At 41.8% G+C, this 16,074-nt stretch carries 12 protein-coding genes; 6 read left to right on the top strand and 6 right to left on the bottom strand.

Features of this window, described 5'->3' with window-relative positions; translation table 11 throughout:
- Nucleotide 1: 1 nt before the first annotated feature.
- Entirely contained in the window at nucleotides 2-1,240 is a 1,239-nt protein-coding gene (locus QZ995_RS00320) for an NAD(P)-dependent malic enzyme (RefSeq protein ID WP_301801660.1), read from the bottom strand.
- A 147-nt stretch (nucleotides 1,241-1,387) separates the two neighbouring features.
- Nucleotides 1,388-4,852, bottom strand: coding sequence for a DNA polymerase III subunit alpha (locus QZ995_RS00315; RefSeq protein ID WP_301801658.1), 3,465 nt, complete (start codon nucleotides 4,850-4,852; stop codon nucleotides 1,388-1,390).
- 186 nt (nucleotides 4,853-5,038) lie between these two features.
- Here QZ995_RS00315 and QZ995_RS00310 point away from each other — a divergent pair, with 186 nt between their 5' ends.
- Nucleotides 5,039-5,350 carry a YtpI family protein gene (locus QZ995_RS00310; RefSeq protein WP_301802245.1) on the top strand — a complete coding sequence of 104 codons (312 nt, stop codon included), beginning with the start codon at nucleotides 5,039-5,041 and terminating at the stop codon, nucleotides 5,348-5,350.
- 310 nt (nucleotides 5,351-5,660) lie between these two features.
- Entirely contained in the window at nucleotides 5,661-6,035 is a 375-nt protein-coding gene (locus tag QZ995_RS00305) for a helix-turn-helix domain-containing protein (protein ID WP_301801657.1), read from the top strand.
- Between the two features lie 128 nt (nucleotides 6,036-6,163).
- Here the strand turns inward: QZ995_RS00305 and QZ995_RS00300 are convergent, their stop codons facing one another.
- The 3 genes from QZ995_RS00300 to mscL form a co-directional block, all read right to left on the bottom strand.
- Nucleotides 6,164-7,474, bottom strand: a complete 1,311-nt coding sequence (locus QZ995_RS00300) for a DRTGG domain-containing protein (protein WP_301801654.1) — start codon at nucleotides 7,472-7,474, stop codon at nucleotides 6,164-6,166.
- 286 nt (nucleotides 7,475-7,760) lie between these two features.
- Entirely contained in the window at nucleotides 7,761-8,102 is a 342-nt protein-coding gene (locus QZ995_RS00295) for a YlbF family regulator (protein WP_301801652.1), read from the bottom strand.
- A 98-nt stretch (nucleotides 8,103-8,200) separates the two neighbouring features.
- Nucleotides 8,201-8,662: a large conductance mechanosensitive channel protein MscL gene (mscL, locus tag QZ995_RS00290; RefSeq protein WP_301801650.1), complete on the bottom strand. Its 462-nt coding sequence runs from the start codon at nucleotides 8,660-8,662 to the stop codon at nucleotides 8,201-8,203.
- 551 nt (nucleotides 8,663-9,213) lie between these two features.
- Between mscL and nhaC the strand changes: the two genes are divergently transcribed.
- Entirely contained in the window at nucleotides 9,214-10,629 is a 1,416-nt protein-coding gene (gene nhaC, locus QZ995_RS00285) for a Na+/H+ antiporter NhaC (RefSeq protein WP_301801648.1), read from the top strand.
- A 281-nt stretch (nucleotides 10,630-10,910) separates the two neighbouring features.
- On the opposite strand, the gene QZ995_RS00280 is transcribed toward nhaC, so the two are convergent.
- A complete protein-coding gene (locus QZ995_RS00280) occupies nucleotides 10,911-12,068 on the bottom strand; it encodes a DUF445 domain-containing protein (RefSeq protein ID WP_301801647.1) in 1,158 nt (385 codons plus the stop codon).
- A gap of 80 nt (nucleotides 12,069-12,148) precedes the next feature.
- On the opposite strand from QZ995_RS00280, the gene QZ995_RS00275 reads away from it, so the two are divergent.
- Genes QZ995_RS00275 through QZ995_RS00265 form a run of 3 tightly spaced genes read left to right on the top strand, consistent with a single transcriptional unit; the run spans nucleotide 12,149 to nucleotide 16,067 of the window.
- Entirely contained in the window at nucleotides 12,149-13,567 is a 1,419-nt protein-coding gene (locus tag QZ995_RS00275) for a YheC/YheD family protein (RefSeq protein ID WP_301801645.1), read from the top strand.
- Between the two features lie 19 nt (nucleotides 13,568-13,586).
- Nucleotides 13,587-14,687 (top strand): YheC/YheD family protein, encoded by a 1,101-nt coding sequence (locus QZ995_RS00270; protein ID WP_301801644.1) that lies wholly within the window; start codon nucleotides 13,587-13,589, stop codon nucleotides 14,685-14,687.
- Between the two features lie 6 nt (nucleotides 14,688-14,693).
- Nucleotides 14,694-16,067, top strand: a complete 1,374-nt coding sequence (locus QZ995_RS00265; RefSeq protein ID WP_301801643.1) for a YheC/YheD family protein — start codon at nucleotides 14,694-14,696, stop codon at nucleotides 16,065-16,067.
- Nucleotides 16,068-16,074 lie beyond the last annotated feature (7 nt).

Raw genomic sequence — 16,074 nt, 5'->3', positions numbered from 1 at the left:
ATTATTGATCTGAGAAAGCAGAAAGTTTTACGGTTTTAGCTTTTATTTCTTCTAAATCGACATTAATACGAGCTACACCGCTATCCATCGCGGCTTTAGCAACCGCGGCCGCTACATTCGCAGCAACACGAGGATCAAACGGGGCTGGGATAACAAAATCAGCATGCAGCTGATCTTTCTCAATCAGATCAGCGATTGCATGCACCGCCGCTAATTTCATTTCCTCATTGATTTGAGTCGCTCTTGTATCCAACGCACCGCGGAAAATGCCTGGGAATGCTAGTACATTATTAACCTGATTCGGGAAATCGGAGCGTCCTGTTCCTACTACTGCCGCTCCTGCCTTTTTAGCCTCATCCGGCATAATCTCAGGTGTAGGATTAGCCATTGCAAAAATAATCGCATCGCGATTCATAGATTTAACCATCTCAGGGGTAACAGCCCCTGCTGCGGAAACACCAATGAATACGTCAGCTCCAACCATTGCATCTGCTAACTCGCCTTCGATTTTTTCACGGTTCGTTAGCAAAGCGATTTCTTCTTTTACTGGATTCATGCCAAATTGGCGACCTTCATACACAATTCCTTTTGTATCGCACATAATTACTTCTTTTACACCCATGCTAAGTAAAAGTTTAATAATTGCAATACCAGCGGCACCAGCACCGTTGGCAACTACACGGATATCTTCTATTTTTTTATTCACTAATTTTAAAGCATTGATGAGACCCGCAGCAGTTACAATGGCTGTTCCGTGCTGGTCATCGTGGAAAATTGGAATGTTGGTTTCTTTTTTGAGACGTTCCTCGATTTCAAAGCATGCAGGTGCTGCGATATCTTCTAGGTTTACGCCTCCAAAAGTCGGCTCCAGAAGCTTTACTGTTTCAATAATCTTCTCTTTGTCCGTTGTATTTAAGCAGATCGGGAATGCATCTACTCCAGCAAACGATTTAAATAATACGGCTTTTCCTTCCATAACAGGCATTGCAGCTTCTGGACCGATATTGCCAAGTCCTAGCACGGCCGTTCCGTCACTAACTACAGCTACCAAATTACCTTTCATGGTATATTCGTACACTTTGCTAGGATCATTAAAAATCTCTTTGCAAGGTTCGGCTACACCAGGCGAGTATGCTAGGCTTAAATCATGTGCACCGCGCACTGGCACCTTCGTAACTGCTTCTAGCTTTCCTTGATGTACTCTGTGAAGTTCAAGAGCTTCTTCTCTTAAATTCGACACCTAAATCACTCCATTCTCGCCTGAGTAAATTACCCATATTGTTGTATGTCGAAGTGGTCAGACCACTCAAACGCCGTTACTGTTCATTATATCAAATCATTTCCAACTGTAAACCTGCTATAAAGTGCAAAAAAGGGAGGACTTCGTTCATCCTCCCCCGTTTATGGGCAATTCTTTCTGAATTACACACTCATCTCCCACTATTTCTTTCATTTTCTCCAGTATTTCGCTATTTGCTTCTACTCGATATTCGTTTGGCAGGCGTAAAATTTGTTTTTTCTGCTCGTAATAAAGCAGAACAGGGGTCATTCCACTGTGCTTGGTAAACAATTCTTTTAACCGGACCAGTGTGTCGCCTCTTTCATGCTCTGGAGAGATTTTAATAAATAATACGCTTTCCATCTGTGGCTTAGGCAATGCTTTTCCGTCCCAGATCCTGTTAGCGATCAATTTAGGCGTATCTCCCTGACGATCTATGCGTCCTTCGATCACAACGATCGCCTCCTTATATAAAAAGGTTTGGGCCGTTTGAAATATTTTCGGAAAAACAACCACCTCTACTTGAGCCATTTTATCTTCTACCTGTAGAAATGCCATCGGATCGCCTTTTTTTGTTTGAATCCGCTTAGCCTCTGTTACCATCCCTACAATTTTTACTACGTGCTGATGCGGTAAGTCATCCATACTGGGGATCATGGTTACTTCTTTATGCTGTGTTAAATAAGAATAGGGATCGAGTGGATGACCGGACAGATAGACACCTAACAGCTCTTTTTCCTCTTTTAAGCTCTGTATATGCGAGAAGGGAGGAACCTCTGGATATTCTATCTTTTCTGGTTCCGGTTGACTCCCTTTATCATCAGAGCCGGCTTCACTTGTAAATGCAAACAAATTTAACTGAGCAGCTTCTTTTTCTTTTCGACGTGTACCACCCTTCTCCATGGCTTCGTCAAGCATCAATAAAAGCTGAGCTCTATGACCTGGCAATGAATCCAGTGCGCCGCAAATAATCAAAGACTCAATCACACGGCGGTTGACCAATCGACTGTCTACTCTTGAACAAAAATCAACCAGATCTGAAAACGGAGCCTTTATCCGTTCTTTAACAATTGACTCGATAGCACCATATCCTACATTCTTGACAGCAGCCAGTCCAAAGCGAATTGCCTGCTTATCTGGCTCAACGCTAAAAAATGCTTCACTTGCATTTACGCAAGGAGGAAGCACGGTTAGACGCAAGCGCTTTGCTTCTTCTACATATTCTGCAATTCTCCCTTGGCTGCCAATCGACATCGATAGTAATGAGGCCATAAAAGCTAGTGAATAATTCGCTTTTAAATACGCCATTTGATAGGCAATAATCGCATACGCTACAGAATGCGCTTTATTAAAACCGTAATCAGCAAATTTAACAATCAAATCATAAACCTCGTTGGCAAGCTGCTCCTCATATCCTTGGGCAATGCTGCCTGCCACAAATTTCTCACGTTGTTCCATCAATAGCTCACGTTTCTTCTTCCCTACGGCCCGCCGTAAAATATCAGCCTCACCTAGAGTAAAGCCCGCCATTTTAGAAGAAATTTGCATGATTTGCTCCTGATAAATAATAAAACCGTGCGTCTCTTGCAATATTGCTTCTAAATCGGGATGAGCGTAGTGCACGGGAGTTTTCCCATGCTTGGCTTTGATATAATCTGGGATAATCTCCATAGGCCCTGGACGATATAAAGCAAGAACTGCCACGATATCCCCAAGACAGGTCGGCTTTAAATCTCGAAGCACATTACGGATTCCCGCTGATTCTAGCTGAAACACACCTGTTGTTTCACCGCGTGTTAGCATCGCAAAGCTTTTTGCATCCTCCATTGGCAATGAGTCTAATGACAAAGGGATGCCCTGACGGTTAATTTCCTTTAATGTTTCCTGAATAATAGTCAGATTGCGCAGACCTAAAAAATCCATCTTTAGCAAACCGACCTGTTCTAAAATATCCATTGGGAATTGAGTAAGTAATAGCCCCTCGCTGCCCTCTTGCAGGGGTACGTATTCTGTTAAGGGTTCACGTGAAATAACTACCCCGGCTGCATGCGTAGAAGCATGGCGCGGCAATCCTTCCAATCCCCGGCCTAACCGGATCAGCTTGGCTACGTCTCGATTCTCCTCCGTTAAACGCTCTAAGTCAGGATTAAGCTTGAAGGCCTTATCAAAAGTCATAGATGGAGATTGTGGAATCATTTTCGCTACGCGATCTACCAAAGCTAGTGATAAGCCCAGGGCCCGCCCAACATCACGCACAGCCGCCCGTGCAGCAAGTGTACCAAAGGTAATAATCTGCGCCACCCGATCATGACCGTATCTGTCAGCTACATAATGAATAACCTCGTCACGACGCTCCACTGCAAAGTCAATATCGATATCAGGCATAGTAATGCGCTCTGGATTCAGAAAGCGCTCAAACAGCAGATCATGAGCAAGCGGATCTACATTGGTAATGGAGAGCGCGTAGGCGACCAAGCTGCCTGCCGCTGATCCTCGCCCCGGACCAGTTGCTATTTTTTGCTCATGAGCATATTTCATAAAATCCCAAACGATTAAAAAGTAATCTGTAAAGCCTGTTCCTGTTATGACAGATAGTTCATAATCTAAGCGTTCCCGCACCTCGGCATGCAGAGAACCGTAACGTTTGATGCAGCCTTCTTCACATATTTGTCGCAAATATTGCTCCGCCTCTACCCCCTCAGGTAACGGAAACCGTGGCAAAATGTGCTGGTCTAACTGAATTTCCACCTGACAGCGTTCTGCTATACGCAGGGTGTTTTGTAGTCCCTCTTTGGCGTAAACAAACAGACTAGCCATCTCTTCTGCCGATTTAAGATAATATTCTTCCGTCTCGTAGCGAGATCGGTTAGCATCTGTAATGGTTACACCTTGGCCAATGGCCAGAAGAACGTCATGTAGCTCTGCTTCCTGTTTTTCCACGTAATGCACGTTATTGGTGACTACTAGCGGAATATGTGTCGCTTCATGCAATCTCAATATACGTTGATTCAGGCGACGCTCTTTTTCTTTCCCATGATCCTGAAGCTCCAGATAAAAACGCTGCGGGCCAAAAATATCAGCATACCAGCTAACCGCTTGTTTTGCGGCATCTGTATCGCCTTCTAATAAAAGCTGGTTAATCTCTCCTTCTGTACAACCACTCAGCGCAATCAGGCCGTTTGCATATCGCTTCAGCCTTTCCCGATTGATTCGCGGCAACACTTGATAGCCCTCTGTATGAGCAATTGTAGATAACTGAATTAAATTTTTATAGCCTTGCTCATTCTCTGCAAGTAATGTCAAATGATAAGGGGCCTTGGTATGCCGTGTCACCCGATCACGCAAATCTCCATCAATTAGGTAAATTTCCATGCCTATAATAGGCTTAATTCCTTTCTCAAGACATGCTTTATAAAAAGGAATGACTCCGTATAGATTCGCATGGTCCGTAATTGCTAAGGCCGGCATCTTAAGCTCAGCGGCCTTTTGCACCAATTGCTCAATCCGTGCGGCCCCATCTAATAAACTAAATTCGCTATGCACATGTAAATGAACGAAGGATGCTGTCATCATCTTGCTCCTTCCCTACTAAATCTTCGTATAACCCTATTATACCCGAAGGAGCAATTGAGGCGAACCTTTATTCGTGTAACAGAAAGATAGAACTTGTAAGAACATACGAATTTTTCCGTCAACAAGTATGCTATAATACAAATGTCATGATATGTTACTTTAAAAAGGAAGGCTAGGTGTTGCATGATGTGGTTTGCTATTTATTTTACCGGCATGATTGCCTCCCTGATCATGGGAGTCTACTATAGCATTAACGCTCGTCGTCGTGGTCTTCATCCATTGCAGTCCCGTATGACACTTGGAAAAATGAATATCTCCTTAGGCTGCCTGCTTATCTTATTTGGTCTCAATCAATTTTCCTTTCAGGACTTAGATGGAATTCGGATTGGGGTTGCTTTTGTAATGCTGTTGGTGGGTGTTATTAATCTCGTGCTTGGTACAAAACACTATATCCGCAACAAACGAGAATGGTTACGAACAGCGGAAACACTAAAATAAAATGATCTATAAAGTAACGAAAACCTGCCATCCTTCCAGAACGGAAGAAGGATGACGGGTTTTTTACTATTGTGGTAACGAAAATAAATGGGTTTTCGTATATTGATCTTTACAAGTAATATACTTATCATAAATATAAAGACCAGCTATCTCTTTTTCTCAAAACACAATATAATGGAGAATGTTTGAAAATTTTTTGGACAAATGTAACAGGAGGTTTGATTTACTCGTCATATAATGAGTAATAAATTCAGGTCTGTTCATTAGTATGTAAGCAAGCATGCAAGAATTTTGTTTAGGAGCAATTTGTATGGAGAGAATTGGGTTCGTTATGAAAGAAGCACGGATTTCAAAAGGGATTAGCCTAACAGATATTCATCAAAAAACAAATATCCCGTTGTCTTATTTGGAGGCAATCGAACAAGAGGAATTTTCTAAAATTCCTCATCAGGTGTATGTCCAGGGATTTGTAAAAAGTTACGCTAGCGTTTTAAAACTGGATGTCTCAGCTTATATGGACCAGCTACCAAAGCCGGAGCCTTCCGCTCCGCCCAACTATATTACGCATCAGCGGAAATGGAAACTAGGTAGTTTTTTCTTTTCCGGCACAGGTTTTTGTCAATTCCTTGTCGTAATCTTTATGTTATTCATAGCAGGTGTAACCTATATGGGTTTTCGTATGTAAGAAGTTGTTGATATTATGATTTGCAAAGTACGATATTTCTTGCTACTCACAACTCAAAAATTTCACATTTCCACAACGCAAAAACCGGAGCAGGAAATCCATTCCTTGCCCCGGTTTTATCGTCTGCATTATCTTTCCAAAACCTGCGCTGTAACCATTGCTTTTCCTACCATTTGATCGCGGTGGAACACTTCTACCTCCACTTTGCCGAAGCGGCGGCTAACATCTAACAAGCGCGGTTTTATCTTTAATTGGCTTTCAATCTGAACTGGCTTTAAGAAATAGACGGTAATGTTCTCCGGCACCATATCACCGCGTCGGTGTCGGCGTAATTCATTACAGGCTACTTCTGTCATGACGGTCGTCAATACGCCACTTGCAATCGTTCCCAAATGATTGGTCATCTGAGGAGTTACATCACCAATGTAGGCGACTTCATCCCGTTCCTTTTCTTCTCGGAACTGACTCATGATCATATTTGGAAAGGTTTCGCTTAATTGCGGTTGTTTCTGCATGTATTGCAACGCTTTCAGAACTTCCTGACGTGTAATGACTCCCAGTAGCTTTTTGAAATTATCCACAACCGGTAACAATTCGATTCCTTCCCATGCCATCAAATGAGCCGCAGAAGCGACAGAGACCCTTGGTGACGTCGTAATCGGGCTGCGTGTCATCACTTTATCAACAGTGACATCATCTTCATTGCCTATGATATCCTTGGATGTCAGAATACCGACTAGCCGGCGAAATTCATCGACTACAGCAAAGCGTGTCTCTTTATATTTTTCTGTGTACAAATGCCATTTCTTCACTTGATCTGTAGGCAATAAAACGGGAACCTCATCTAATGGTTTTACTATATCCTCTACCATGACAATCTCTTTTTTGATAAGACGGTCATAAATGGCACGATTTAATAAAGAAGCCACACTGAATGTATCGTACGTCGTAGAAATAATCGGTAATTCCAGCTCATCTGCCAGCGCTTTAACTTCCTCACTTGTGTCAAATCCACCGGTAATTAATACAGCGGCACCATTCTGTAAAGAAAGACGATGGGCCTGCTCCCGGTTTCCAACAATTAACAAGCTGCCTGGCTGGATATATTTGACCATGTTTTCTAGCTTCATGGCACCTATCAAAAATTTATGTAAAGTCTTATGTAAACCCTCTTTACCACCCAACACACTGCCATCCACAATATTTACTACCTCGGCAAAAGTTAAACGATCAAAGTTTTCCTTATGCTTTTTCTCGATCCGGACAGTTCCTACCCGTTCAATGGTACTAACATACCCTTGTACTTCCGCCTCTTTGATCGCGCGGTAAGCCGTTCCTTCGCTTACTTCGAGATCCTTGGCGATCTGCCGGACAGAAATCTTGGTTCCGATGGGAAGGCGATCAATATGTTGTATGATTTGTTCGTGCTTTGTTGCCAAGTTAGCCACCTGCCCTTTTTTTACCGTTTTTACAAATGAAGGATATTATATAGTTATCATACGAATCATGTATGTGCTTCATTTACTTAAAAAGGCTCCTTGCAACAATTTTACCCCATGCCTAGACAAAAAAAAAGGGTGTAACGGCGCCCGTTACACCAAATCACGTATATAATTTAAGGGGGTTTTCATCATGTTTTTATCTTATCCCCTTAATATTACAGGAATGTTACAAACGAATTACAAATGCATTTCATTTTATTCGTTCTTCGTTTACAACCAAAAATTACTTTTCAATACCGTACAGAACCTGCAGAGGCTCAGCTATGATGCGATTAACATCCTCCATAATCTGCCCAAGAACACGCTCTGCTTCCAGCACCTTACGGATTTCTTGATGAAGCTGAACTGTTTCATACAATTTTTGGATTTGCTCAATATCAGCTTGGCCTACTTCTTGTCCGCTCATTTGCTTCATCTGCAATTCAAATTGTTTTTGACGAAAATCAGCTAGCATGCGGCTAGCATCTGGGTCTGCACTCACGTTTTGTTGAGCTGCAAGAAATGCTTTGTACTCGTCGCTATCTTTAATGGCACGTGCCAATTCATGCGCTTTATCGTAATTCACAGTATTCCCTCACTTTTATAATAGGATGTATTGTAAGTAGTGTAACAGATTTGCTTTTAAACTGACAATCTTTGGTTACTTATCTTCTCCTTTAGCTATTAGGCTGAAGGCTGTCCATCCACTAATTGAGAGGTACATGCTGGGCAACGCTTTGCCTGTATCGGAATGCTGGAAATACAATATGGGCACTCCTTGTTTGTAACTGCTTCTTCTTGCTTGATCTCTTCCTTTTTCTTGCGTAGTTTATTTAACTGTCTAATCACGATAAAGATACTAAAGGCTACAATAAGAAAATCCAACACAGAATTCAGGAACAGACCGTAGTTTAGTGTTGCTGCACCTGCTTTTTTTGCCTCTGCTATCGTATTATAATGAGTTCCGGACAAATTTATAAAGAGATTAGAAAAATCAATACGCCCCAAGAGTAAACCAACCAATGGCATAATTAAATCATTAACGAGAGAAGTAACAATTTTACCAAATGCTCCTCCTATCACAACACCGATCGCCAAATCTACGACGTTGCCCTTCATCGCGAATTCACGAAATTCTTTCCACATATTCATCACCTTTCCTCTGTATTATACATTGTAGTATTATGACCAAAACCAAACGATGAGACAACTGTCAAACTCTCGATTTCCTCCATTACTTTCATTATATACAACAGAACGACTCAAAAAAAACTCTTAATTCAACCATACAGGAAATGTTAGGGAGTCTTCTTTTTAACCGATGTTTTTTGTTTCTGATAACAAAATTGTAATTCATCAAATCTCTTTACGCAGTTTAAAAACAGATTAACAGTATGGCATTAATTGGACCCAAGAGCCTGTTTCTATCGACCGTGGTTAGGAAGGCAATTTTTATTTTTACCATTCATTACTCCTAATTACTTATAGCTTTTTCGCCCCAGTAGTCGTACAAAATGAAGAAAAGGTTACACTCCTTTTTGATTACAGAAAACAAAATTTTTTTAGCCTAATTGTAAACTTTCTGTTTTTCATGTACACTAATATTATAAAAAGTTAGCTTTAGTACTTGAAAGCGTATAAGCGTTAAAGTAATACTAAACAAATTTTACCAATAACAGAAAAAGGAGGTCACTCAGATGCAGCAGCAACCATCATCTAATTGGACAAAAATTTCAGATTCACTAGCTCTTATTCTCATTTTATTGGTGGTGATTGGTTATCTAGTGCTCAATCTGCAGGCCCCTCCGCAAATCGCTATCTTATTGTGCATCATGATCTCCGTTGCCTTTGGATTTTGTAAAAGAATACCATGGAAGGTAATGGATAAAGGAATTCGAGAAGGAATTATTTCTGGCATTCCTTCTATAGTAATTTTTTTGCTGATCGGGGTATTAATTGCGGTTTGGATTGCCTGCGGTACGATTCCAACCATGATTTTATACGGATTCTCTCTTATTTCCGCTGACTACTTTCTGGTTACCGTTTTTGTGATGTGCGCGCTCGTTGGAACTAGTATTGGAAGTGCCTTTACAACAGTAGCTACTATCGGTGTTGCCTTTCTTGGTATGGGTAAAATGCTGGGAATTGATTTGGCATTGATTTCAGGGGCGATTATTTCTGGAGCATTCTTCGGAGATAAAATGTCGCCGTTATCAGATACAACCAATCTGGCTCCCGGGGTTGCAAAAGTAGATTTATTCGAACACATTCGTCATTTGATGTGGACCACTATTCCTGCTTTTATCATTTCTTTAGTGCTCTACTTTTACTTGGGGAACTCTGTTACTGATCAGGTTCCGCTAAATTTTGAAACCATCCGTAAGGGCTTGGAAATGAGCTCGTTTATTCACTGGAGTACATTCCTGCCACCATTGCTTTTATTCTTTATGGCTTACAAACGTATTCCAGCCATTCCTGCTCTATTTGTAGGAATTGTCTCCTCCTTACTGTTGATTTTAATTACTCAACCGAATCAATCATTGGTTTCTTTATTAACCATCATGCAAAATGGCTTTGTTTCAACAACTGGGCAAGCTGAAGTGGATTCTCTTCTATCACGCGGGGGTCTTCAAAGTATGCTCTCATCCGTCGCACTGATTCTATTAGCGTTAGGTTTAGGAGGAATCTTATATGAAATCGGTGTGATTTCTAATCTGGTTTCCTGTATTCAGCGGTTTGTAAAAACTCGTGGACGACTGATTTTTTCTACCGCCATGTCAAGCCTTAGTATTAATGTGCTGGTTGGGGAGCAATATCTGTCCATTATTTTGCCAGGGAGAGCCTTTCTACCAAGCTTTGAAAAGCTAGGGCTAGCCCGTAAAAATTTGTCGCGTGTGCTAGAGGATGCGGGGACAGTTGTTAATCCACTGGTTCCTTGGAGCGTATGCGGTGTATTCTTAACTGGGGTGCTGGGAGTAGGAACTCTGGAATATCTGCCTTATGCCTTCTTCTGTCTACTGTGTCCAGTTATTACTGTCTTTTTGGGCTTTACGGGAATTGGAGTTCCAAATGAAGTATCTGTACCCAAGACAAAAGAACAATCGGAAATGTAAATAGTGGAATATAATATCAAAGGAAATGCGGTTTGTCATTCATGTGGCAAATCGCTTTTGTTTTAACATGAGCAGGGAAGGTTACTTTCTCTAGCAACATTTAGTCTAAATTCACAAGATGTAACAGTGTTCCATTTATCAGAGGCAAATTCACGACACATCACAATAATAGAGGAAGAAGGGGCCAGATGGAGAGGCCCAACCAATGTTTTCTTCCTTCCATTGGCAGGCTCTCTCTTCATCAACTTGTCCCTTTTTACAACTTTCCATTTTTAATTGTTTTATGTTAAAAAGTTAAGTAAGCCTTGCACAAGTCCTATAATTGCTCCCAGTACAAAGCCAAGTACTGTAATCATGCGGAATTCCCTTCCCGAAATGCCGATGATCATTTCCTCCAATCGCTCTAATGGAAATCCCTCTACTTGTTTCGTAACAATTTCCTTAATCTGAAGAGAATCGAACAGTCTATCTACATTTTCCTCTAATCTTGCTGTAAACCACTGGGCAACTCTTGGTAACCAGGATGTAGATAGTTGTTCCTCAAATGTAAGAAGGACCTCTCCCACACGCTTGTCCAATAACCCAATTCCTACTTCTTCGCCTTTAGCGAACAGCTTCTCTTTCCATCTGCTCCATTCTTCTTGGCTTATCATCCCCAGAAAATCACTTATTGGGCGCTCCAATTGCTTATTCATTTCTACGTGAAGTGTCGATTTCAGTTTATCGATAAGCTGTGGGTTGCTTAGGATTGATTTTAAGTGGGGCATAATCTTGGCAACCAGCTTTTCATCCCCTAAGAACATACCTACCAAACCGCCAAGCATGCCTTTGCTTCCCCCTACAAGTTGACGGATCAGGGCTTGAACCTGAGCTTGACCTTCTGGCCCATGCAGATAGTCCTTTAATCGGCTAATGAGCATTTCCCCAAATTGATCTACAAGTATCTCCACTTTGCTCAGGATTTCTGGCGAAAGCAATGACTCTACCGTCTTATCCTCTACACCTTTTAGCCAATTCGTCACACGCTCATCGTAGAGCGAATAAACGTTTTTTCTTATTTGCGGAGCTAGCCTGTCTCCATCTACTAATGCATTTGGCATAGCTTTTTCGATTAGCTCGCGAAAGGTTACATCGCTGGCTACCCATTTTTGCAGGAGCCCCTTTGCTATGTGTATAAGCTTTTGTTCTACTCCTGCTGCTTGTAATCCCTGTCTAACCCCTTCCTTTGTCAGCAGGTGATTCTCCACCAATCTCCCCATTTCAATTGAGATTTGCTTATGTCGTCTTGGGATAAGACCTGGGGTAAAAGGAACTCGAAATCCGCCTATTTTTATCTCACGATGGGGGCGAAACAGCATACGGATAGCCAGATCATTCGTAATGCCACCAATAGCTGAGCCAATCCCTACATTGAGAAGTAATGTTATCCAAGCATTCATGTTTCTACTCCTATCTGGAACCAATTATTTTTAGAACTCATAAGATAGACTAACCTAACGCCTATGGAAAGGGGATCATCATGTCATATGTTCGCACTATCATTCAGGCATCTATACCCATAGAAGAGCGGTCTGATCTACAGCTTCCCCTTCATATCATGAAGAGTTTAGACATTCCCTCAGATATCTTTATCACCGTTTGCTTTGGTGCATCAAAAGCACGAGCAAAGATTTCAGGAGTAGATCAGGATTCCTATGTCACTATGTGTCCTTCCCTTGTTCGTGCTCTCCATATTCCTACCGGGACCAAATTTCTCATGCGCTATGATTCACAACAGCAAACACTTTATTTCGGCCCCTATGTGGGGATTTTGCTCACCAGCTATCAACAGGGTCATAAGCAAGAGCCTTTTGGTTCCCTCTCTTCGTTTATTAATGAAGTGGTTGATACGTTCAAACAGAAAGGTGGCTTCGCTTGTATCTTTTCCATAGATGACGTTGATTGGGAGAATAAAACGGTTTCCGCATTCGTTAGGCTGAAAAATATTTGGAAAAAAACCACGCTCCCTCTCCCCCATTCAATCTATAATCGACTATCTTCTCGACAACGAGAGCAGAGTGAAAAGGTAGTGGATTTTGTGGAGCGCTGTAAATTATTGAAGATCCCCTTTTTTAATGAGCGTTTCTTAAACAAATGGCAGGTTCATAAAGCTCTTCGCAATGATGTAGCTGTCTCCACTTATTTGCCCAAAACCATGCTATTTGGCCCAAACGGTGAGCTATCAACCATGCTACAAACCCACCGCCTCGTGTACGCCAAACCCGCGAATGGCAGTTTGGGAAAGGGTATTTTTCGCCTGATAAAAGCAAATGGTGAATATGGTGTTCAATTTGTATCAAAAGACAAGGTCATCTCATTAAAGCCAAAAAGTCTGTACTCTTTGCAAAAATTCCTGCGCAAGCGTTGTAAAGGAAAATCTTATGTTCTGCAACAAGGCTTGAACCTTATTGGCATCGACTCCAATCCAACCGATTTTCGTGTGTTGGTACAAAAGAACAATCGAGGCATTTGGGCAACCACCTCCATCGTTGCTCGAACAGGTCAAAATTCTATTGTATCAAATGTAGCACGTGGTGGCAGGATTATGACTGCTAAACAGGCCCTACGAAGATGCGGTCCATGGAAACGTAATAAAAAGCCATCTATTCGCAAGCTCAAGAGGGTCGCTCTGCTCATCGCTGAACGGTTAGAATACGCTTTACAAGGAGAATTCGCAGAGTTTGGTATTGATCTAGGTATCGATACTAACGGAAGGGTCTGGCTGTTAGAGGTTAACAGCAAACCCTCCAAAAGCATTACCAGCTTGCGCTTACGCGAAGATGAAATTGCTCCCCGACAAGCAAGGCCTTCCGTTCGACAATTAGTAAGCTACACCGCTTTTTTAAATGGCTTTATCCAACCAATCTATCAAACCCCTCAGAAAAAGAAGAATAGATAAGACAGCGTAGGTGATCAAAATGAGAAAACAAGAAAAAACATTAGGAATTATGGCCATTTTCAAAGGATCGCCAAACCAGCCAACCTTCCGGGAAAAGTCTTATTATACCACTTTAACACGTATTGGAAGCAAGCTAGGTATACGCATAGTCGTCTTTTCTCCTCGTCAGGTTGATTTTATCTCACGTACCATAGTGGGCTTTGAATTTATTAAACATACTTGGGTGCGCATAGAAGCTCCCTTTCCACCATTAATCTATGATAGGTATTTTATGGGACCTCATATCGCTAAATATAGACCGATTATCGAACGACTGCAAAAAGATCCCAAAATCACCTTCTTAGGCCGTGGATTATCGGGAAAATGGCAAGTGTATAACATCCTTATGAAATCAAAGGATTTACAAAAGTGGTTGCCGCAGACCAAACTCTTTAGCCCTACTCTTCTTGAAACAAATCTGGCTGAACAAGGGGCTGTCATTATAAAACCCATGGCCGGAACCCATGGAAGCGGAGTAATTCGTATCTCCTCTGTAAAAAAAGGGTATGAACTTACAGGTAGAACAAGGGAGAATAAACCCTTTACACGTACCTTAACAACTAAAAAAAATCTTTTCTCCTGTATTCAAAAGCTAACAAAGGGGCGTAAGTACATCTTGCAACCTTATTTGAAGCTGCACACCTCAGATGGATATCCCTTTGACATACGTATTTTAGTCCAGAAAAACGGGAGAGGCAAATGGACAACAACCGGGAAGGCCGTACGAGTAGGGAAGAAAGAAAGCATTACCTCTAATCTGCACGGAGGGGGAATCGCCGTACCATTAGAAGATTTCCTAATTAAACATTATCCACATGACTTATGTCATCAAATCATAGAAGAAGTGGGTATGCTTGCTCAACTCCTTCCCCCTTTTTTAGAAAAACATCATGGTCGTTTGGTAGAGCTGGGAATAGATGTAGGGGTCGATACGCAAGGGCATGTATGGATTATTGAAGTAAATTCACGACCAGGCCGGACGGTATTCCGCCAAATTCAAGATGGGAATGCCAGATTACATTCGGTCGCACAGCCAGTAAAATACGCTGAATATCTCTTGAATAAGCGTATAGGAGGTTAGGAGTACATGGAAACCATCTCAGTACGGTTACGATTTCTTACCTACTCCCGTATCAAAGGCATCGTGCTCCCTTCCCATCTATGCCGGGACTGGGGATTTAAGAATCGACAACGAGTTGCTATCTCGCACGGGCAAATAACGGTACATGGAATCATTATTGAAGAAAAAAAACAAAAAACCGGTAATCTAGTAAAAGTAACATCACCACTAAAAGAAGCCTTAGCCATCCCTCATCCCGGTACGATCCATTTAAAAAACGAAGATGGAACAATTCGGGTTGGTCCCTCCATTGGTATAGTCACCACAGGACTACGCGATGGAGGTAGAGCCCCGATTGGCCCTAGATCAGGCTTTTTTCAAAAATTATTGTCAGCTCAGAAAGGAAAAGGGGTTTATTACTTTATCTTTTCACCAAATGATGTAGATTGGTCATCTAATCGAGTATACGGCTGGTTCTTGCGCTCTACCAATAAGGGGCAGTACGTATGGAAAAGATTTTGGACTGCCATGCCAGACGTGTTGTATGATCGCGTTCCCTCTCGTGCAGCGGAGCGCCAAGAGTCTGTCAAGGACTTTAAATTTCGTATAGCCAATGAACAGTATGTACCCATGTTTAATATTGGATTTTTTGATAAATGGGGTGTTCACCAACGCTTGTATCCCATGCCGGAAATAAATGAGTTCATTCCAGAAACCCAGGTAGCTCCTACACTCTCCATGCTAAAAAGCATGCTTGACAGATACTCTATGGTTTATTTAAAACCAAAAGATGGCAGTCTTGGCTATGGAATTCTAAAAATAAAGCAGCTTGCAAAAGGATATCAGCTCTCATACCATAGCGGAGCAGGTAATGTCACCCGACGCTTTCAGAAATTGTCTAAGTTATATCAGCATGTGTTTCAAACGCGCCGTGCAAGTAATTACCTGATTCAGCAGGGCATTGATTTATGCACTTATTCAGGTCGTCCACTCGATTTCCGTGTTCACTTGCACAAAAACGTGGAAAATAGCTGGGTCGTATCCTGTCTAGCTGCCAAAATAGCCGGTGCTGGAAGTGTTACTACACATGTTCGAACTGGAGGAATGGTTATTCCAGGTAAAGAACTACTGGAAACTCTATTCCCAGAACAGCATCACACTGTAGAAAAGCGTGTTCGTGAAGCTTCTATTCGTTTAGCAAATGCAATTGAGTTTGCCTACGGTACACATCTAGGTGAACTCGGTCTAGATATAGGCATCGATAAAAAAGGTAATATTTGGATGTTTGAGGCTAACTCCAAACCAGGACGCTCCATTTTTAAACATGCACGCCTAAAACAAGCTGATGAAATGTCGCGTAGTTTACTCGTCGACTACGGTCGCTATTTAGCTAATTTTTAACACGGGC

Origin of the sequence: Brevibacillus laterosporus (genome assembly GCF_030489605.1) — a bacterium.
GTDB lineage: Bacteria > Bacillota > Bacilli > Brevibacillales > Brevibacillaceae > Brevibacillus_B > Brevibacillus_B laterosporus_E.
Note: the sequence above shows the minus strand (reverse complement) of the source record. Positions and strands in the feature narration are given on the sequence as shown.